Consider the following 21087-nt stretch of genomic DNA (forward strand, 5'->3'; position numbering starts at 1 on the left):
ACGTTCAGTTTTCTCCGGATTAAGGCAGTACAAGTTGTTGTTCTCCATTTCAAACCACTTCATTACATGTTTACAATATGAAATTCCTGCCTTTGTAGTATTAAAACGATTAAACTGTGTGAAAAAGCAGGCTGTGATTGAAATAATTTATTGCAGAGCTGTATGCCGATATTACATAACGCTTACTTCCAAAATACAATTCCCAAATAGCCCTCTTAAACCAGCCAATAAAGTAAGCTCAACTAATCCAAAGCAAAGAATTCCCGCTGCAAGACAGAGATCAGCAAACACCAGCAAGAATCCTTTAGCCCTTTAACCGGTTATGGTATAATTTCCTTATATTTTGGGCTTACGGCAAAGTAAGACCGAATACTGCTGATAAGACCTTATAGTTCGGAGTGTGTAAATATGGATCATAATCAAAAAGGAATTGAACTGTTACAACAAGGTAAATATGAAGAAGCTTTGGAATGTTTTACAAAAGCAATTGAAGAAAAACCAAATGATGCCGTTGCATATATAAACTTTGGAAATGTCTTGACTGCTGTTGGCGAGACAGAAAAGGCTATCAAATTTTTTGAGAAAGCCATTCAGCTGAATGAAGAGCAGCCGGCGGCTTATTATTCGCTGGGCAGTTTGTTCTATGAGCAGGCGCATTATGAAGAAGCTGCAGCCATGTTTGAAAAAGCTTTAAAAAACGGGCTTCAGGATCAGGATGTTTATTTTATGCTGGGTATGTGCTTTGTTCAGCTTGGCAATGCTCTTCTTTCTATCCCTTATTTAATGAGAAGTGTAGAACTTGGACCAGAAGATACAGAAGCGCGATTTCAGTATGGATTGGCTCTGGCTAAATCCGGGGAGTACAAGCAGGCAATTGCACAGCTGGAGATGGTAGTGAATCAGGATCCTGGCCATGCTGATGCTTATTATAATTTAGGGGTTGCCTATGGAAGCATGTATAATGATGCTGAAAAAGCCCTCGTTTTTTTTGAAAAAGCCATTGATGCCCAGCCGGATCATCAATTAGCCCACTATGGTAAACAAATGATTCAAAAGCTGGAAAATGAAGAAAAGTAGTTTCCCGTTTTTAAGGGGGTATAGGCATGGATCGCCAGAATTCAATGGATTTATTTGAGCAAGAAGAAAAATTTATAAAGGGCAAGCATCTCGTTACGATTTTCCATAACGAACAAAATTTATATTCCGTTATCCGTGTCCGAATTCAGGAAACAAATGAAAATATTGAGGATAAAGAAGCCATCATCACGGGGTATTTTCCTAAAATCCATGAAGAAGAAACCTATATTTTTTATGGAGGTTTTCAGGATCATCCTAAATTTGGTATGCAATTCCAAGCGAAGCATTTTAAAAAAGAAATTCCACATACAAAGCAAGGGCTTGTAACCTATTTATCAAGCGATTTGTTTAATGGCATCGGAAAAAAAACGGCTGAAAAAATTGTAGAGACGCTGGGTGAAAACGCCATTGGAAAGATTTTGAGCGATCCATCGCTGCTCGATAAAGTTCCAAAGCTGCCTGCTGAAAAAGCCAAAGGAATTTATGAGGCACTTATTGAACATCAGGGCTTAGAAAGAGTGATGATTGGATTAAATGAACTTGGCTTTGGTCCGCAGATCTCTATGAGAATTTATCAGGTTTATAAAGAACAAGCGCTGGAAACCATTCAAAAAAACCCCTTTCAATTAGTTGAAGATATTGAAGGCATTGGCTTTGGCCGTGCGGATGAACTGGGCCAGCAGCTTGGGATTATAGGCAATCATCCTGACCGGATTAAAGCAGCCTGCAAATACTCTCTGGAACTGCAATGCCTGCAAAATGGGCATGTTTATGTCGATGCAGATGATCTTTTGCCTGAAGTCAAACAACTTCTGGAAGAATATCAAGCGGTAGAAATTCCTTTTCAAGCTATTGCAGATGAGATCATAAAACTTGAAAAGGAAGACAAAATCGTGGTCGAGGAAAAAAGAGTGTATATGCCTTCTTTGTATTTCTCTGAAAAAGGCATTGTTACCAACATTCAAAGGGTCTTGTCACAGGATGAATACCGGGATCAATTTCCTGAATCAGAATTCTTGCTTGCTCTTGGCTCTTTAGAGGAAAGAATTGGTGTGCATTATGCTCCCTCTCAAAAGGAAGCTATTCAGAAGGCGTTAATGTCGCCGATGATGATACTGACAGGCGGGCCCGGAACGGGAAAAACGACTGTTATTAAAGGAATTGTAGAGATTTACGCAGAGCTTCATGGTTGTTCACTGGATCCAAAATCCTATAAAAAGGAGGAGGTCTTTCCGATTTTGCTTGCTGCCCCAACTGGTCGCGCGGCAAAACGCATGTCGGAATCCACTGGCCTGCCTGCAATGACGATTCATAGGCTATTGGGAATGACAGGACAAGACAATCAGGAACTGGATGATGAGAAAAAAATTGAGGGAAAGCTGTTGATTGTTGATGAGATGTCTATGGTTGATACATGGCTTGCTCATCAATTATTAAAAACCCTTCCTGACGAGATCCAGGTGATATTCGTGGGAGATGAAGATCAGCTTCCTTCCGTCGGTCCGGGACAGGTGTTAAAGGATCTGCTTAAATCAAATGTTATTCCTAAAGTCCAGCTGACCGACATTTACCGCCAGGCGGAGGGCTCTTCTATTATCGGCCTTGCTCATAACATTAAAGATGGAAAGGTTCCTGATGATATAGCTAAGCAGCAAGAAGATCGCTCATTTATCCGCTGTTCTTCCGCTCAAATAGCAGAAGTAGTGGAAAAAGTGGTTACCAGTGCTAAACGAAAAGGGTACACGGCGAAGGATATACAGGTACTTGCACCTATGTACCGCGGGCCGGCTGGAATCGATAAGCTGAATTTGATGCTTCAGGAAATTTTTAATCCCAATACAGGTTCAAAAAAAGAACTTACATTTGGCGATGTGAAATACAGGATAGGCGATAAAGTTCTCCAACTTGTAAACCAGCCTGAACAGCATGTTTTTAACGGGGATATTGGTGAAGTTATTTCTATCTTCTATGCCAAGGAAAATACGGAAAAACAGGATCTCATCATCGTATCCTTTGAAGGCATTGAAGTGACGTATACTCGTCAGGATTTCAATCAAATTACGCATGCTTTCTGCTGCTCCATACACAAATCCCAGGGAAGTGAATTTCCAATCGTCATCTTACCTGTTGTGAAAAGTTATTATCGCATGCTTCGCCGCAATCTGCTGTATACAGCCATAACAAGAAGCAAGGAATTTCTTATTCTCTGCGGTGAAGAATCAGCGTTCCGAATGGGTGTAGAACGCGAGGATGACCAAAAAAGAAAAACGACTCTCTATGACAAACTGGTTGAAAGTAAAACAGTAGCAAATCATCCGATAAATGAAGAGGATACGGAAACTCAGGACTTCGCCTATATGACAGCAGATAGTCTGATGAAGGTTGACCCCATGATCGGAATGGAAAACGTTACACCTTATGATTTTCTTGAATAGGAAGAGACTATAAATGTTCAGTAAAGGTGGGGTGGCTTTTGCGGACATTTTCTCTTTTAAAAGGAATGCAGGTGTTGGATTGTAATGGGGAAACACAAGGTGCAATATGTGACATTTGTATTTCTGATAGCGGGAAATTAAACAGCTTTCTTTTAAAAACAAATAGCTTCTTTGGTAAATTGTATCGGCTGCCTGTGGAAAAAGTGGTTTCATATGGAGAGAGCAGCCTTTCCATAGGTTCCTTAAAAGACCTTGAGAGATTTAAGAGCGGCAAAGATGAATATACTATGGTACACTGCCGGCCGCTGCTATTAAAAATGGCTGTCTCCCCAGGAGGAGAACAGCTGGGTTTACTGGAAGATGTATACTTTTTGGAAGGACTGGGCACCATTGTAGGGTACGAGCTAACGGATGGCTTCTTTTCCGACATTACGGAAGGCAAAAAAGTAATAAATACCGTTATTCCGCCTAAAATGGAGGAGGCTGCCATCATCGTATGTGAGTAATAATATGCGAGGTGGCAAAATCCATGATGAAATGCCCAAACTGCCAAAGCAAGGATATCGGTAAAATAGGCATTAACCAATTCTATTGCTGGAATTGTTTTATTGAGCTATCTGTTTCAAAAGGAACAATCTACACCCATCAAGTCGAAGAGGATGGAACTCTTAGTTCTCTTGATGACTTATTTGACGAAAGCACACGTAAACTTAGCTGATGGAAGGAGAGGATTGTTTTGAATAAAACAATTGTGTCCCTGCTTGGATTTGGAGCAGGGGTTGCCGCAACTGCTTTTTATCAAAAACAGGGATACTTTGATACACGGCAGATGAAAAAGACAGCAAAACGTTTACGAAAAACATTCCTTTAACCCTTCATAGGGATTGAATACAGCTAAAACTTAATGAATGGCCTGCAGAAGCAATTTAGTATGCAGGCCATTTTCTTTTGCACCTGCTAATAATATTTCCCTTTCTCAGTAATACTAGTAAGGGGAGGGGTTCTTCCATGAAAGAACATAGATGGCAATGGCTTTTTAGATTGGGTTTAATACTTGTATTGCTCACTATTCTGTATGTTTGTATGCTGATAAAACCTTTGTGGATTCCAATCTTTGGTTTTATTAAGGCTGCATTTATTCCTTTTTTTATTTCTGCATTTATCTCCTATCTTCTTCACCCCCTTGTTGAAATTCTTTACAGGAAGGGGATGCACAGAGGAATTGCCATAGCGATCATCTATCTTTCGTTCTTTGGCCTGGCCGGTTATTCCCTCTACCTTGGGATTCCGGTACTGATTGAACAGATTAAAGATTTATCGAATCATCTTCCGGCATTTGCTGCCCAATATCGATATTGGGTGGATCATGTGCATACATCAACCTCACATTGGCCCGATGGAATCCAGGAGGAAATTGATGAACGAATTGATCATTTTGAAGTTTGGATAAATGAATTTTTGGCAAAAGTAGTTAATAATTTAATTAAGATGTTAAATTTCGTCTTTGTTTTAGCTGTCATACCGTTTATCTCCTTTTACCTTCTTAAGGATTATGAACTGGTGAAAAGAAGTGCATGGTACGTTACTCCTCAAAAATGGCGCAAAGGAATACAGCATTTTTTAAAAGATGTTGATGCTACCATCGGAGGCTATATAAGAGGACAATTACTGGTTTGCTTGGTTATCGGCTTGATGTCTACAGTTGCTTTCTGGATTATGGGGATGAAATACCCTGTGCTTCTTGGGGCTGTGATTGGTATCACAGACATCATTCCATATTTTGGAGCTATTATCGGGGCAGTGCCGGCAGTCATCATCGCAGCTGCGATATCTGGTAAATTTGTGGTGTATGTTGTTATTGTAATCTTTGTTCTTCAATTCCTTGAGGGAAATTTATTATCCCCTTTTATTGTTGGAAGATCACTGCACATGCACCCATTATTCATCATCCTGGCACTTTTATTAGGAGAATCCTTTGGCGGTGTTGTCGGCCTAATCCTTGCTGTTCCGTTAATGGCTGTCCTGCGGGTGTTAATCATACATTTAAAAAATCATTTAACATTTAAACGGACACAGATTGACAAACGATAAGAATATTTTTATAATGCCACTATAAGTAAAGATCGGAAATCGAAGAAGGATCGAGTATGTTATAGTCCATTTATCTGCAGCAGCAGAAGAGAGGAATTTCCCTGGCTGAAAGAAATTCTAAATGAAGGATAACAGAAAGCTAATCCTGAGTGCAGCTAATTCCTGCCGTTTTGTCGCGTTACAGACACCCAAGAGAAGGGCAAATTTTGTTTGCCTTTAATCAGGGTGGTACCGCGAGAAGCCTCTCGTCCCTGTTCCAGGGATGGAGGCTTTTTTTGTTTTCTTCGATTTTTGATTAAAAGCGGAGGCGACTGTTCTGCTTCGACCAGCACAAGAAGAAGCCCGGAGAAGGCGCAGTTCAGCCTTCACAGGGATTAGCTTGTGACCACGAGAAGCAAGGAGCCGAAGCTACATAAGGAACAGCGAAAGCGGTTTTTAGCCTCTATCGCAAAAATCACACATAATTATTGGAGGGAGTTTATATGAAAAAATTAACTGGTGCACAAATACGCCAAATGTATCTTGACTTCTTTCAGGAAAAAGGACATAAGGTCGAGCCTAGTGCTTCGCTGGTCCCGCATGATGATCCTTCCTTGCTTTGGATCAACAGTGGTGTCGCAACACTGAAAAAATATTTTGACGGCCGCGTCATTCCTGAAAATCCAAGGATTGTAAATGCTCAAAAATCTATTCGTACCAACGATATTGAGAATGTAGGGAAAACTGCAAGACACCATACCTTTTTTGAAATGTTGGGAAACTTTTCGATTGGGGACTATTTTAAAGAAGAAGCCATTACGTGGGCATGGGAATTTCTTACAAGCCCGAAATGGATTGGCTTTGACCCTGAGAAATTATCTGTGACTATCCATCCGGAAGATGATGAAGCGTTTGAGCTATGGAATAAAAAGATTGGACTTCCTTCAGACCGCATTATCCGCTTGGAAGAAAACTTCTGGGATATTGGTGAAGGCCCAAGCGGACCGAATACCGAAATTTTTTATGATAGAGGGCCGGAATATGGTAATGATGAGAACGATCCGGAATTGTATCCAGGCGGAGAAAATGAAAGGTATTTAGAAATATGGAACCTTGTGTTCTCGCAATTCAACCATAATCCTGATGGAACCTACACACCGCTTCCAAAGAAAAACATAGATACTGGGATGGGACTTGAAAGGATGGCCTCTGTTATCCAGGAAGTTCCTACTAACTTTGACACAGATTTGTTTATGCCGATCATCCGTTCAACTGAAGAAATTTCAGGGCAAAAGTATGGCAATGACAAAGAAAAGGAAACGGCATTCAAGGTTATTGCTGACCATATAAGGACAGTCGCTTTTGCTATTAGCGACGGAGCGCTGCCTTCCAACGAAGGACGGGGCTATGTGCTCCGCCGTCTTCTTCGCAGAGCAGTAAGATATGCAAAATACATAACAATTCAAGAACCGTTTATGTATAAGCTAGTACCGGTAGTTGGTGAAATCATGATTGATTTTTACCCACAGGTAACGGAGAAAACAGATTTTATACAAAAAGTTATTAAGAATGAAGAAGAAAGATTCCATGAAACACTTCATGAAGGCTTGTCCATCCTTTCATCGTTTATTAAAAAGACCAAAGAACAGGGAAGCGATACACTGCCGGGTGAAGATGTTTTCCGTTTATATGATACCTACGGATTTCCAGTGGAGCTTACAGAAGAATACGCTGAAGAAGAAGGTATGAAGGTTGATCATCAGGGCTTTGAAAGAGAAATGGAAAATCAGCGTGAGAGAGCGAGAAGTGCCCGACAAGATGTTGATTCCATGCATGTACAAGGCGGTATACTGGGGGATATCAAGGTAGAAAGCACATTTGTAGGCTACGACAAACTTTCCGTGCCAGCAACTGTTAAAGTACTTTTGATTAATGGTGAAAAAGCTGAAGAAGCAAAAGAGGGACAGGAAGTACAATTCATTTTGGACCAAACGCCTTTCTACGCTGAAAGCGGAGGACAAATTGGAGATGAGGGTCTATTAACAGCAGAAGGAGTGGTTGTTGCTGTAAAGGATGTTCAAAAGGCTCCTAATGGACAGAACCTTCATAGAGCGATTGTCAAGGAGGGTATACTCAAAGAAAATGCTGAGGTAATAGCGTCTGTGGACCAGCAGCAGCGTAACAAAACCATTAAAAACCACTCGGCAACTCATTTACTGCACCAAGCTTTAAAGGATGTATTGGGGCAACATGTTAATCAGGCCGGTTCATTGGTAGAACCCAACCGTCTTAGATTCGACTTTTCTCATTTCGGGCAAATTAAGCTGGACGAGCTAGAAAGAATTGAAACGATTGTAAATGAAAAAATTTGGGCAAGCATACCGGTATCCATCACGAATAAAAATCTGAATGAAGCAAAAGCAATGGGAGCAATGGCCTTATTCGGTGAAAAATACGGTGATATCGTCCGCGTTGTACAAATGGGTGATTACAGCCTTGAATTATGCGGCGGATGCCATGTTCCAAACACCTCTTCCATTGGAGTCTTTAAAATTCTATCTGAAAGCGGAATAGGGGCAGGAACAAGAAGGATCGAAGCGGTAACGGGAGAAGCAGCATACCGTGAGATGAGTTCGCAAATACACCTGTTAAAAGAAGCAGCTGAAAAAATAAAAGCCAATCCAAAGGATATTCTGACACGTATAGATGGTTTGCTTACTGAATTAAAGGATAAACAAAGAGAAAATGAATCTTTATCTGCAAAGCTTTCTAACATTGAAGCTGGAAGCTTGAGCGATTCTGTACAAGAAGTGAATGGCGTTAAATTTATTTCTAGTACGGTTCAGGCAGCGGATATGAACAGCTTCCGTAATATGGTGGATGAGCTGAAACAAAAAATAGGTTCCGGTATTGTGGTTCTGGGCATGGCTCAGGATGATAAAGTAAGTATCATTGCTGGTGTAACGAAGGATCTTGTTGAAAAAGGCTATCATGCAGGAAAGCTCATTAAAGAAGTTGCTTTACGCTGCGGCGGAAGCGGCGGCGGCCGTCCAGATATGGCTCAGGCCGGCGGAAAAGACCCGGAAAAATTGGAAAGTGCTTTGAATTATGTTGAAGAATGGATAAAATCCGTTTAAAACCTACGTAAAGTAGTGTAAAATGAATAAAAGTGAAAACCCTGTTAGTTCTTTTCACTGTTTAGGCGTTTGTCTCATGGGCATCTGCCTTTTGCATGGCTCCCAAAGCGGAGCAGGCTCTCTATTTAGGAACTAACAGAATGTATATGAATTAATGCTCGTCTATTAGACAAGCCCTAAAGAGAGAGAGGTGCTGAAGTATGAGTTCTTATGACAAAACCATGCGATTTAATTTTTCGGAGGAACCATTCGAACACGAGGTAAAAGAAGTGCTATTCCAGGTTTATGAGGCGCTCCAGGAAAAAGGGTATAATCCGATTAATCAGATTGTCGGATATTTGCTTTCAGGAGATCCGGCTTATATACCTAGGCATCAGGATGCCCGGAACATTATTCGGAAATTAGAAAGAGATGAAATCATCGAAGAATTGGTGAAGTCGTATTTAAAACAGCATCGTGAGGGATACTAATTGAGAATAATGGGGCTTGATGTTGGTTCAAAAACCGTAGGAGTCGCAATCAGTGATGAACTTGGATGGACAGCTCAAGGGATCGAAACCATTTCAATTAATGAAGAAAAAGGACAATTTGGGTTTAAACGAGTAGAAGAGCTTGTGAAAAGCTATCAAGTTGAAAAAATTGTTGTTGGTTTCCCTAAGAATATGAATAATACTGTTGGTCCGAGAGGCGAAGCTTCAAAATCCTATGGCAATATGTTAAAAGAACTGCTTAATCTGCCTGTTATTTTGTGGGACGAGCGTCTAAGTACAATGGCCGCTGAAAGAGTCCTTTTAGAGGCGGATGTCAGCAGAAAAAAAAGAAAAAAAGTAATTGATAAAATGGCTGCCGTTATGATTTTGCAAGGCTTTTTGGACAGCCAAAAATAATGAGGTGGAAAATATGGCAAACGAACACGAAAATCATCAGCATATTACAGTAGTAGATGAGGATGGAAACGAACAATTATTTGAGGTTCTATTTACATTTGAATCTGATGAATTCGAAAAATCCTATGTGCTTTACTATCCAATCGGTGCAGATGAAGACGAAAATGAAGAAATTGAAATTCACGCTTCTTCTTATACACAAAAAGAAAATGGTGAAGAAGGAGATCTTCAGCCGATTGAAACGGAAGAAGAATGGGATATGATTGAAGAAATGCTTAATACTTTCCTTGATGAAGAAGAGGAAAACTAAGTAGGACATTTTCTGGCCTGAGATTTCGGGCCAGTTTTTTTGTGTTGTCTGTTTTCGCATAAAATGTTGCTTTACGTAGAAAGGATTTATCCATGTGTTGTCTGTCTTCGTGGCATATTTTCGTATGCTCATTACAAGTTTTACTATTGAACACATATTTATAATGATATTACTGTGGTCAATAGCAACAAAGTTACGAAAAGAGCCTTTCTATTTTACTATAAGATCAAAAATTTTATAAGAAACAAAAGAATGACGTGCCCTTGAAATATTACAAAACGCCTACATGTGGTGAATTTTGTAGTATATTGTTTTGAAAAATGATATATTTACTTTTGTATTTCATTACATATTTGTCCGAAAGGAACGCATTTTAATAAAGATGGTTCATGTTTTATCTTTATTTTAATTATTGGATTGCGGTTTGTTGAAAGGGTGAAAGATGTTTGTCAAAAAATAAGGATAAAAACAATAAGGAAAGATTAAATCAGCAAAGTTACATAAACTTATTAGAAAAGCCGAATGACACAAATACGATACGTAAAATTGTCATATTTGTATGTATAGGATTCGTTCTGCTGGTTTTGATTTGTGCAATTTCTGGCTATTTCTATGTCAAATCTGCACTTAAGCCCGTTGACCCAAATGATCATAGGCTTAGGACAGTTAACATTCCGATTGGTTCAAATATCAATACAATCGCGCGGGCGCTTGAGGAAAAACATATTATTAAAAGCCAGTCTGTATTTAAATACTACGTCAAATTCAAAAAAGAAACCGGCTTCCAAGCAGGTGAATATGAATTAAATCCATCGATGAATTTTGATCAAATTATCAAAAGCTTGAAAACAGGAAAAGTTGTTGACAATGCAGTGGTGAAATTTACCATTCCTGAAGGATGGCAGCTGGTTCAGATTGCGTCCATAATCTCAAAAGAAACGGGTTATAGCAGCGCACAAATAGAAAATCGATTAGATGACCGGACATTTGTAAAGATACTGATAAAAAAATATCCGAAAATATTAGGCACGGAGATCTTAAATCCTAAGGTAAAGCATCCACTGGAAGGCTATCTGTTTCCGGCAACCTATTCTTTTTATAATAAAAAACCGTCTATTGATACGACCATTGAAACAGTGCTAAGCCATACCAACTATGTTATGACTAAATATCAAACAGATATGAAAAAAGAAAAAATTAAGCCCAACACGCTTTTAACAATGGCTTCACTAATAGAAGAGGAAGCGACTGCTCAAGCTGACCGCCATAATATTGCCAGCGTATTCTATAATCGAATAAAGGCAAAAATGCCTTTGCAAACAGACCCAACAGTTCTTTATGCATTAAATAAGCATAAACAAGAGGTTTCTTATCAGGACCTTAAAGTGAAATCTCCTTATAACACCTATATAAATAAGGGACTGCCGCCAGGCCCTATAGCAAGTCCTGGTAATGCTTCAATAGAAGCAGCGCTGCATCCAGCCAAAACGGATTATTTATATTTCCTTGCAGCAAAGGGAACGGGAAAGGTGTATTTTGCAAAGACTCTCTCAGAGCACAATGCTTTGAAACAAAAATATATTACGGCAAAGAAATGATTCTGCTGAAGAGTCGCTTTCATGTTGAAAATATGATAATATAGGAAAAGTATGTGTTTGAAATAGAGTAAATAAATCCTATTATGCAGTTTTTATAAAGATATTAGTGGCAGAGAAGATGAAAGCTGGTCAAATAGCTTTCTTCTTTTCTTGTCTGCTCCTTTTAACATGAGTGGAGGCATTATACGATGAATGAAAAAGTCATTTCATATATTCATTCTTTAATTAAAGCTAGAAATCCTCTGCTGAATGAGATGGAGGAATATGCTAGAGAGCATAACGTTCCGATTATGGATTTAGCAGGTATTGAAGCGCTGCTACAGCTTTTGCGAATACAAAAATCTAAGAGAATTCTTGAAATTGGAACAGCGATTGGCTATTCTGCCCTCCGGATGGCAGAAGCTTTGCCGGACAGTAGTATTGTGAGTATTGAGAGGGACGATGAACGCTATCAGCAGGCATTGCATTTTATTGAAAGATCCAATTGTGCATCTCAAATCAAAGTAATTAAAGGGGATGCTTTGGATATTGCTGAAACAATTGAAAAATACGGACCATTTGACAGTCTCTTCATTGATGCTGCTAAAGGACAATACTTGAAATTTTTTGAATTATACACTCCGATGCTGGGAGTGTCCGGATTTGTTTACACAGATAATGTATTATTCAAGGGATTAGTAGCAGAGGAACAAATTGAATCAAAGAGAATTCGAAACCTTGTCAGCAAAATTAAGCATTATAATGAGTGGTTAATGAGCCATGAGGCATATGTTACGGCCATTTTACCAGTAGGTGATGGACTAGCGATAAGTCAAAAGATATAAGCTGAAATCCATCGATAACGGCATGGATCCGATAGGAAAGGGGATACTGGGCAAGAATGAAACAAAGACCAGCGATTATTGGTGTAACCGGAGGATCAGGCTCCGGAAAAACGAGTGTAACAAATGCTATTTATGAGCATTTTAAAGGACATTCCATTTTGGTGTTGGAACAGGATTATTACTATAAAGACCAAAGTGATCTTCCCTTTGAGGAGAGATTAAAAACGAATTACGATCATCCTCTCGCCTTTGATAACGATTTATTGATTGAGCATATTGAAAAGCTTTTAAAATATGAAGCGATTGAGAAACCGGTTTATGACTATACAATTCATACCCGTTCAGAGAATACCATCCACGTGGAACCAAAGGATGTCATTATATTAGAAGGTATACTGGTATTAGAAGATGAAAGATTGCGTGACTTAATGGACATTAAGCTTTATGTTGACACGGATGCTGACCTGAGGATTATAAGAAGAATGGTTCGTGATATTGAAGATCGTGGCCGTACAATCCAATCTGTTATTGATCAATATGTCAATGTGGTCAGGCCGATGCATAATCAGTTTATTGAGCCGACAAAGAGGTATGCCGATGTAATCATTCCGGAAGGCGGCCAAAATCATGTGGCCATTGATTTAGTGGTCACTAAAATTCAAACAATTCTTGAACAAAAATCAATTTTGTAATACGATATCATAGATAATAATTATATAGCATACAGCGCGCCCTGACCTAAGGACGCGCTATGGTGTATTTTGAGGAGAAAGTAAAAGAAGTTGAGGTTGAATTTTTAGCTAAACGCCTGATGGATTGAAAATAAATCATCCTTCGCAGTATAAAATTGGCTCAAATGGAAGAGTATAGGGTTGAGAAGTTCCAATTATCGGCATTTTTATAACCTTAACCTCACATCTCGAAAATGCTTTTATCCAAAGAAAAATAGAAAAATATGAGGAGTGAAGGGATATGTCTACAGAAAAAGTATTTCCTATGACCCATGCAGGAAAAGAGAAATTAGAACAGGAATTAGAATATTTAAAATCAGTAAAACGTAAAGAAGTAGTTGAACGGATCAAGATTGCAAGAAGCTTCGGAGATCTCTCTGAAAACTCTGAATACGATTCAGCGAAAGAAGAACAGGCATTTGTGGAAGGACGTATTACTACACTTGAAAATATGATCCGAAATGCCAAGATTATTGAAGATGACGGTACAAGCACAGATACTGTAGCCTTAGGGAAAACGGTAACATTCGTAGAGCTTCCAGATGGTGAAGAGGAATCCTACTCAATCGTTGGAAGTGCCGAGGCTGATCCATTTGAAGGGAAAATTTCAAATGACTCACCTATTGCGAAAAGCCTCCTTGGACGCAAAATTAATGAAGAAGTAGTTGTTCAAACACCAGGCGGAGAAATGAAAGTAAGAATTACATCTATAAAATAATAGTGGATAGTCTCCAAAAGTGCCGAATCTCTGGTTCGGTATTTTTTTTGTCTTTTTTCTGGGTGTGGTGTATTTTAGGCTGTTTCCTCTCGTAAAAGTTTTAAGATCACAAGGATTAAGATAAGCATGATGAGTCTAAAATAAGAAGAAAAGCAGGCATGAGCAAGAAGGGTGGAGTATTTATTCGAAGGAAACGCTACTTTTTTATATCCTGTATCCTTTTACTATTATTTATTGCATTAGAAGGACGACTTGCTCAAATACAATTAATCAATACGGAAAACTTTTCGAATCATCATGTAAATCTTTTAAAATCCAGTGTTTCTCAGCGTACACAAGAAATGGTCATTGATGACGGAAGAGGACAATTTACCGATCGTACTGGACTGCCTCTTAACTATTCTGAAAAACCTGTGCTTGTATTATTTCCTTTTTTAAAAAATATGAAATGGAATGAGGAAAAGGTAGCAGCCATTTTGGACATTCAGCCTAAAAACCTGCAGGATGCAGTAAAAGGTGCATCTAAACCCTTCGTGTTTGGGGGGACACGTCCGTACTTACTAACTAAGCGGCAGATCAATCAGATTAATACATTGAAAATACCAGGAGTTTTTGGCATAAGGGAGAAGCAGATGCGCTCAGATATCGCTGGACAGCTAATTGGCATAACAGGGGAGGATGCGGATACCTTTATAGAAAGGTATCCTGAAAAAAAGGGATTGCAAAATGAAAAAATGGGTATTACAGGCCTTCAAAAACAGTTTGACGAGTTTTTGCTTCCTGATAGTGAATCCAAGCTTGTGTACCATGTAGACGGTCTTGGCGATCCCCTTTTTGGAGTTAATGTAAAGTATAAAGGTCCTGCCAATCCTTATTATCCTGTGAAGATTCAAACAACTCTTGATAAAAATTTGCAAATACAGATGGAGTCGCTTGTTGACCGTTATCACATAAAAAAAGGCGGGGCTGTTTTATTAGATATTAAAAATAATGAGGTTTTGGCAAGTGTATCCCGTCCACAATTAAATTCTGCCAACCCATTTGAAAACGGATCAGCTACTAATATGATGACGACACAGCAAATTCCTGGTTCCATTTTTAAAACGGTGACAGCTGCTGCGGCAATTCAAACAGGAAGCGTAGAAAATTCAGATTCATTCTCATGTAACGAAGATTTATATGGGAATCCGGATAAGAGAAAGCTAGGCACTCTTGATTTTAAAGAGAGTTTTGCCGAAAGTTGTAATCGCACATTTGGAGATTTGGCTAAAAGGCTTAAAGAGAAAAATCCTGTCCTCTTAGAGAGCTTTGCCGAAAAGCTTGGATTAATTGGGGAAATCGGCTGGCATGGACCTCTTTATCACTTTCCTGACTTTCAGCAATTAAATATGGATTCAGGGAGGGTTTTTATCAGAGGTGAAAGCAAAAAAGATGATAATCTTGCTGCTCACACAGGAATCGGCCAGCAGGAGGTAAGAGTGACTCCGCTCGGGGTTGCCAATATGATGGCTTCCATTGCGCGAGGAGGGCAGCCATACATGGTACGAACTGTTTCCGCGATAAAATATCAGGATGGTTCGACAATGGAGACCTTTCCTATGAAAAAAATAAAGGGTGATTCCATTTCGAAAATAACAGCTATGAAGCTGCAGCAAATGCTAAGAAGAGTGGTGACAAGCAGCAAAGGTACAGGGAATATGTTTCAAACACTGCCATTTAAGGTGGCGGGGAAATCTGGAACGGCTGAAACGGGCATTTATAAAGGAAATGTACAGCTTCACAATAAATGGTTTGCAGGGTATTTTCCGTTTGAAAACCCGCAATACGCCTTGGTGGTAGTGAATCTTGAAGTACCTGAGGCAACACGGGGGATAAACCCATTATTTTCTGATATAGTAAAAATGGTTTACGAGTACAGCCACAAACAGGCTAATGAATAGTTTCTGTAAGAGAACAATGTTAATTAGAGAGTATACACGAAAATCCTGCAGGAGGACAGGTGGACTTCTCTCCAGCTTGCGGAAAGCGAGTGTCTGTAGTGGAAATCAACCAGGAGGATGACCAGGGCACTTCCCATTCTCTGCCACATCCAATGTAAATTTGATCCCAAAGTTGATAGTAGAGTAAGGCACGAGACTCTTAAGAGAAAAGCATGCTAAATGAGACCCTGCAGGAGCCTGTGACGAGAAGGTTCACCTGTCGCCCGCAGGAAGCGAGTGTGCCCTCATCGGAAATCAACATGCAGCATTAACAGAGCCAATAAATAAGAAAGTAATCCTATCAGACACTAAAACTTAATTTAGACTTTCCCATATAATCATAAAATGTTATGATAGGGTCAATGAAATGGGGGGTACACATGGCGAAAGATTTAAATAGCGAATCCAATTCCCGTTCTGAGAGAAAATCAAAACGGCGGAAAACGAATCTTATTTTAAACACATTAATTGCTGTGATATTGCTGCTCATTGTAATTGTTGCCTATTTTATCTTTATTGCAGGCGGAAATTCAAACCAAAGCGCTGCGAATAAGCCGAAAACGGAGAACGTTCAAAAGAATGCCTCCTCAAATAAAAATAGTGCAGCTAATCAAAAAAGTGATTCAAATAGCAGCTCTAATAATGATTCACAAAATAATTCTAATGGCAATACAAACAGTAGCGATGCCAGTATTAACGGTCCAAACGCTTCGGTGCAACAAAGCAGCGAGCCAAACGTGAAGGAAACCATCACGAATTCGGATTGGAAGCCTGTTGGTACATCCCAAACTTCGGGGCATAATTATTCATCAGACAGCAGTTCCCCGGATTGGCAGGAAAAGTTGAAAGCTTTAGGCTATGCAGTTGGTCTGGCCCCTTCTCAAATGACGGTCTGGTATTTGGAACATGGTGATTCCGACAATCAGGCAATTGGGACTATTACACCTAAAAATCACCCTGACAAGGTATATAGAGTGTATCTGGACTGGGTGGACGGTCAGGGCTGGAAACCAAGCAAGGTACAAGTGCTCGATCATAATGATAAAAGGTAATGCTCTTTTCACAGCTAGTTAACCGAAATAATTTACAGGTCCTGCAGTAATATCTGTGAATTCTCCTGAAAAGATGCTGAGAAGATGGACAAAGGTTTAAACCTTTGTAGATCTATGTAAAAACAGCCAGCAAAGGTTAAAAATAGAGATGGGATTCCCATCTCTATTTTTTGATTTTAAAGTGTACAACAGCTGTATAATAGGTTTTTCCATTTTCATCCATATGCATTTGGTGTGAAACGGAATGGACACCAAGCATGATGGCCCTGTTATATTCTATTTGGTCATTTATTTTCTTTTCTATCATTTTTAAATCAGTTCCCTCAAAAAATTCTATTTTATCTTCAATCATCTCAAATTGGAAATTCATTTTTATCCCTCCATTTTTATTGTACCTATTCCAAAACAGTATCGACAAGTGGCAAATAGTATTTAAGCGAGTTTTGTTTTATAATGGTTACTTGTAAAGAAAACATGAAAGAGGTATTGAAATGAGAGCAGCTATTATTGGAGCAATGGAAGAAGAAGTCGCTTTATTAAGAAAAAATATTGTGAACCCTCAGGTTGAAGTAATTGCGGGTTATGAGTTTACAACTGGAAAAATGAATGGCAAAGAAGTTATTCTATTGCGTTCAGGCATTGGAAAAGTAAATGCTGCAATGTCTGCAGCTATATTGCTTCAACAATTTCACCCAGATGTGATTATTAACACAGGCTCAGCTGGAGGATTCGATCCTGCGCTGAATGTTGGCGATGTGGTCATTTCAACAGAAGTCATCCATCATGATGTAGATGCTACTGTTTTTGGGTATGAATATGGGCAGGTTCCTCAAATGCCGCCATCTTTTAAGGCAAATGAAAAACTTGTTAAGCTAGCAGAACAGTGTGCGAAATCAATTGAAGGAATCCAAGTGGTGAATGGACTGATTGCAACGGGTGATTCTTTTATGAGCGATCCTGAAAGGGTGGAATTTGTCAGAAAACAATTTGCGGGTGTACAGGCTGTTGAAATGGAAGCAGTAGCCATTGGACAGGTAGCATACCAGTTCAAAGTCCCATTTGTCATTATCCGCTCATTATCTGATATTGCCGGCCAGGATTCCGGAATTTCTTTTGAACAATACTTAGAGAAAGCGGCATTACATTCCGCCAATCTGGTTATGGATATCGTCAATCATCTTGAATAAGATTATCTAAAAAGGGAAGGGGAAAGACTTCCCTTTTTCCATGGTCCTGTAATTGCTAAAAACAGTGGAAGGACAGGCATGGAATAGACAGCTTTTAACCGGTAAAGCGCTAAAGGGGTCTGACCCCTAGTAGTTTCCCCAATCTTCCATGACTGGCTCTATTTACATGCCAAATTTCCTTGGTTTCTATGTTAAAGTGTATGTATGGGAACATTACTGAAAGGCTAGGTGATTAGATGAATACAGCTAAAAACCTATACGGGAAAATGAATGACTTTAAACGTTTCGGCTTTATGCTTCTTGCATTAACAGCATTCTTATATCTTGGCACCGTAATGCCAATTGCAGGGAAAACAGATCATAAAACAAATGTATTAATGGCTGGAACTATCATTACATTAAGTGCAGCGGCATTTTTCTTTTACTATTCACAAAGGTGTAAAAAAGTATTGCTGGAAAGTGAAGAAGGGCAAAATCTATTAGATAAATAAACCTTTAGAAGTTTAGTTTCTATACGGAATGAGCTGAAAAACAGCAGCTTCTTTTAACAAAGCCTTATAAAGAAAGACAGAATTACGCGTAGCAGCGTATTTTTTTTTGTTTTTTTTGAGAGAATGTGAAAACGCAAACACTCAGGCAGTTCAAGCCCGAAAATGAAAAGTTCTTTTCATAGGGCAATATTTAAAAAGGAATTTTAATGTTTTTTAATTGACATACTAAAAAAAAAATGTGAAAATGTTTCTCGTTAACATATTTCGTATAGGAAATATTCATTATCGTAAATATTTAGAAAAATAAGGGGAGTGAATAATGAATGCATTGAGCAATGAAGTGTTAGATTCTTTTTATGCAATCAATAAAGCCATATTTAGGCTGGTTAAATCAGACGCTGATCGTATCGGCATTACTGTTGTCCAGCTTAAAGTACTTCATGAAATCTCTATCTGTCCCAATATTGGGCTTGGAGAACTGGCAGAGCATTTAAGGCTGACAAATAGCACTGTTAGCGGTGTAATAGACAGGCTGGTTCAAGGCGGATTTGTTGACCGGGTAACCTCACCGCAGGATCGCAGAGCTATTTCCCTGCAATTAACGGATGAGGGGCGTAATAAGCTAGCTAACCTCATTGATTCTGAATCTGTTCTGGTTGAACGATTAAACAAGGTTTTGGAGATGCCTGAAGAAGAAATACGACATCTTTTAACTCTCCACCAAACAATATTAAATGTACTTATTAACAAGGAGGACTAATCCATCTATGACTGCGAGACGCATGATTTTAATTAACGTAATTTTACTAATTATATTAGTAGGCGGCGGATTTACCGGATACTACTTTTATAATCAATCTGCTACTTATTTATCTACTGACAACGCTATGGTTTCCGGACAACAGGTTTCTATCGCTTCCCCTGCAGCGGGTAAATTGACCGACTGGAATGCAAAACAAGGAGACAAATTCAGCAAAGGCGACAAAATTGGTACAGTTCAAACAATGGGTTCCAATGGACAGCCTTCATCTATAAACATTACAGCGCCAACAGATGGTACGATTGTTCAAAACAATGCTGTGAAAAACACAATGGTTGCTGCAGGTTCACCACTAGCTGTTTCCTATGATCTAACGAAGCTTTATGTAACTGCAAATATTAAAGAAACAGATATTAATGACGTGAAAGTTGGACAAGACGTTGATGTTTATGCGGATGCTTTCCCAAATACAACGATCAGCGGAAAAGTCGATACCATTGGCTTAGCAACTGCCGGTACATTCTCTTTACTTCCGAGCAATAACAGTTCAGGTAACTATACAAAAGAAACACAAGTTATTCCTGTAAAAATTTCATTGGACAGCTATGGAGTGGACTTAGTACCAGGTATGAATGTGACTGTGCGAATTCATAAGTAGGTGATGAGATGTCAACAAAATTTATCGCTAGTTATATTCTAATAGCCATTGTTCTATTGGTAATCATTAATTTAATCATTCGAAAAGGCCGGACTCAAAAGAACGAGGTAGAAGAGAATAACACGATTGATAGAGGCAATACCCTTCAAGCTGCTGAAGCAAGAGAAACACATATAGACACAACTCCTGTAAAAGCAGAAGCTGCGTCTGCAGCAGTAGATGAAGAGAAGCCTGCTATGGTTGAAAAAGGGACAGACAGAAAACCTGTTAAAAAGGATGAAGTTGAACCCCAAGAAAAAGCCGGTGAGCTTATCGCTGAAACCTTGCAGGAAGCACCAAACAGTGCATCTGCTGTTGAATATGTTAATGAAGAAATCGGGCAGGCTAAGGAATCCACTTCTGCCCCAGGGCAAAAAGAACCGGATTTAAACCCTCAGCATCTCCATCGCGGAAGGCTGATTGGCGTCCTGCTTTTCGGTGCTTTTATTGCCATCCTGAATCAAACACTTTTAAACGTAGCCATTCCTCATATCATGAATGATTTGGGTGTCTCCGCTACAACGGTCCAGTGGCTTTCCACCGGATACATGCTCGTAAATGGAATTATGATTCCGCTCGTTGCCTTTCTGATCGCAAGATTTGGAACGAGGAATTTGTTTATCGCATCCATGCTCTTATTTGCTTTAGGAACGGTTATTTGTTCCATTTCAACCACCTTCTCCATGCTGATGATCGGACGGGTTGTCCAGGCAGCTGGAGCCGGTATCGTTATGCCATTGATGATGACAGTGTTTATGACGGTCTTCCCTCCTGAAAAACGCGGAGCAGCGATGGGAATCATGGGGATTGCCATGATTTTCGCCCCTGCAGTAGGCCCGACACTTTCAGGCTGGCTTGTACAGTATTATTCTTGGCGCCTGTTGTTCGACGTGGTCATTCCATTTGCTGTTCTTGACTTGATTCTTGCTGTGATGTGGATGAAGGACGTTACGAAAATTACAAAGCCGAAATTTGATTACCCTGGTGTGATCCTATCCACGATTGGCTTCGGATTCCTATTGTACGGATTCAGTGAAGCCGGAAGTGACGGCTGGACCAGCGGAACGGTCCTTACTTCCCTGATCATCGGAGTACTGGGAATTATCTTGTTTGCCTGGAGAGAGCTGACAGCAG

At 39.5% G+C, this 21087-nt stretch carries 22 protein-coding genes; 21 read left to right on the forward strand and 1 reads right to left on the reverse strand.

Annotated elements, in window-relative coordinates; genetic code table 11:
• The first annotated feature begins 408 nt into the window (after positions 1-408).
• The 16 genes from A5N88_RS01015 to A5N88_RS01085 all read left to right on the forward strand — a co-directional run bounded on the left by A5N88_RS01015 (position 409) and on the right by A5N88_RS01085 (position 16818).
• Positions 409-1077, forward strand: coding sequence for a tetratricopeptide repeat protein (locus tag A5N88_RS01015; RefSeq protein ID WP_066261960.1), 669 nt, complete (start codon positions 409-411; stop codon positions 1075-1077).
• 26 nt (positions 1078-1103) lie between these two features.
• The gene (recD2, locus tag A5N88_RS01020) at positions 1104-3512 is read left to right on the forward strand and encodes an SF1B family DNA helicase RecD2 (RefSeq protein ID WP_066261962.1); all 2409 of its coding nucleotides are present in this window, start codon (positions 1104-1106) and stop codon (positions 3510-3512) included.
• A 38-nt stretch (positions 3513-3550) separates the two neighbouring features.
• Positions 3551-4018, forward strand: coding sequence for a PRC-barrel domain-containing protein (locus A5N88_RS01025; RefSeq protein WP_066261965.1), 468 nt, complete (start codon positions 3551-3553; stop codon positions 4016-4018).
• Positions 4019-4041: 23 nt separating this feature from the next.
• Complete coding sequence (locus tag A5N88_RS01030) at positions 4042-4230, forward strand: YrzR-like zinc ribbon domain (RefSeq protein ID WP_066261967.1); 189 nt, start codon at positions 4042-4044, stop codon at positions 4228-4230.
• A gap of 18 nt (positions 4231-4248) precedes the next feature.
• Positions 4249-4383 (forward strand): YrzQ family protein, encoded by a 135-nt coding sequence (locus A5N88_RS23975; RefSeq protein WP_157090564.1) that lies wholly within the window; start codon positions 4249-4251, stop codon positions 4381-4383.
• Positions 4384-4520: 137 nt separating this feature from the next.
• Entirely contained in the window at positions 4521-5603 is a 1083-nt protein-coding gene (locus tag A5N88_RS01035) for an AI-2E family transporter (RefSeq protein WP_066261968.1), read from the forward strand.
• A gap of 482 nt (positions 5604-6085) precedes the next feature.
• Complete coding sequence (gene alaS / locus A5N88_RS01040; RefSeq protein WP_066261970.1) at positions 6086-8719, forward strand: alanine--tRNA ligase; 2634 nt, start codon at positions 6086-6088, stop codon at positions 8717-8719.
• A gap of 200 nt (positions 8720-8919) precedes the next feature.
• A complete protein-coding gene (locus tag A5N88_RS01045; RefSeq protein ID WP_066261975.1) occupies positions 8920-9189 on the forward strand; it encodes an IreB family regulatory phosphoprotein in 270 nt (89 codons plus the stop codon).
• Entirely contained in the window at positions 9190-9606 is a 417-nt protein-coding gene (ruvX, locus tag A5N88_RS01050) for a Holliday junction resolvase RuvX (RefSeq protein WP_066261977.1), read from the forward strand.
• Positions 9607-9619: 13 nt separating this feature from the next.
• Positions 9620-9916, forward strand: coding sequence for a DUF1292 domain-containing protein (locus A5N88_RS01055; RefSeq protein ID WP_066261978.1), 297 nt, complete (start codon positions 9620-9622; stop codon positions 9914-9916).
• A 446-nt stretch (positions 9917-10362) separates the two neighbouring features.
• The gene (gene mltG / locus A5N88_RS01060) at positions 10363-11514 is read left to right on the forward strand and encodes an endolytic transglycosylase MltG (protein WP_083952969.1); all 1152 of its coding nucleotides are present in this window, start codon (positions 10363-10365) and stop codon (positions 11512-11514) included.
• A gap of 188 nt (positions 11515-11702) precedes the next feature.
• The gene (locus A5N88_RS01065) at positions 11703-12338 is read left to right on the forward strand and encodes an O-methyltransferase (protein ID WP_066261980.1); all 636 of its coding nucleotides are present in this window, start codon (positions 11703-11705) and stop codon (positions 12336-12338) included.
• Between the two features lie 56 nt (positions 12339-12394).
• The gene (gene udk, locus A5N88_RS01070) at positions 12395-13030 is read left to right on the forward strand and encodes a uridine kinase (RefSeq protein WP_066261982.1); all 636 of its coding nucleotides are present in this window, start codon (positions 12395-12397) and stop codon (positions 13028-13030) included.
• A 280-nt stretch (positions 13031-13310) separates the two neighbouring features.
• Positions 13311-13787 carry a transcription elongation factor GreA gene (gene greA, locus A5N88_RS01075; RefSeq protein ID WP_066261983.1) on the forward strand — a complete coding sequence of 159 codons (477 nt, stop codon included), beginning with the start codon at positions 13311-13313 and terminating at the stop codon, positions 13785-13787.
• Positions 13788-13945: 158 nt separating this feature from the next.
• Positions 13946-15727: a peptidoglycan D,D-transpeptidase FtsI family protein gene (locus A5N88_RS01080; protein WP_083952970.1), complete on the forward strand. Its 1782-nt coding sequence runs from the start codon at positions 13946-13948 to the stop codon at positions 15725-15727.
• A gap of 419 nt (positions 15728-16146) precedes the next feature.
• Positions 16147-16818 (forward strand): DUF1510 family protein, encoded by a 672-nt coding sequence (locus A5N88_RS01085; RefSeq protein ID WP_066261984.1) that lies wholly within the window; start codon positions 16147-16149, stop codon positions 16816-16818.
• 163 nt (positions 16819-16981) lie between these two features.
• Here the strand turns inward: A5N88_RS01085 and A5N88_RS01090 are convergent, their stop codons facing one another.
• Positions 16982-17188 (reverse strand): YrzA family protein, encoded by a 207-nt coding sequence (locus A5N88_RS01090; RefSeq protein ID WP_066261986.1) that lies wholly within the window; start codon positions 17186-17188, stop codon positions 16982-16984.
• Positions 17189-17309: 121 nt separating this feature from the next.
• Here A5N88_RS01090 and mtnN point away from each other — a divergent pair, with 121 nt between their 5' ends.
• The 5 genes from mtnN to A5N88_RS01115 form a co-directional block, all read left to right on the forward strand.
• Complete coding sequence (gene mtnN, locus A5N88_RS01095) at positions 17310-18005, forward strand: 5'-methylthioadenosine/S-adenosylhomocysteine nucleosidase (protein WP_066261988.1); 696 nt, start codon at positions 17310-17312, stop codon at positions 18003-18005.
• A gap of 236 nt (positions 18006-18241) precedes the next feature.
• Positions 18242-18496 carry a YrhC family protein gene (locus A5N88_RS01100; RefSeq protein ID WP_066261991.1) on the forward strand — a complete coding sequence of 85 codons (255 nt, stop codon included), beginning with the start codon at positions 18242-18244 and terminating at the stop codon, positions 18494-18496.
• Positions 18497-18815: 319 nt separating this feature from the next.
• The gene (locus A5N88_RS01105; protein ID WP_066261994.1) at positions 18816-19256 is read left to right on the forward strand and encodes a MarR family winged helix-turn-helix transcriptional regulator; all 441 of its coding nucleotides are present in this window, start codon (positions 18816-18818) and stop codon (positions 19254-19256) included.
• Positions 19257-19263: 7 nt separating this feature from the next.
• Positions 19264-19914, forward strand: coding sequence for a biotin/lipoyl-containing protein (locus A5N88_RS01110; protein ID WP_066261998.1), 651 nt, complete (start codon positions 19264-19266; stop codon positions 19912-19914).
• A gap of 8 nt (positions 19915-19922) precedes the next feature.
• A partial coding sequence (locus tag A5N88_RS01115; RefSeq protein ID WP_232317496.1) for a DHA2 family efflux MFS transporter permease subunit occupies positions 19923-21087 on the forward strand: 1165 nt, incomplete at its 3' end.

Origin of the sequence: Heyndrickxia acidicola (assembly GCF_001636425.1) — a bacterium.
GTDB lineage: Bacteria > Bacillota > Bacilli > Bacillales > Bacillaceae_C > Bacillus_AE > Bacillus_AE acidicola.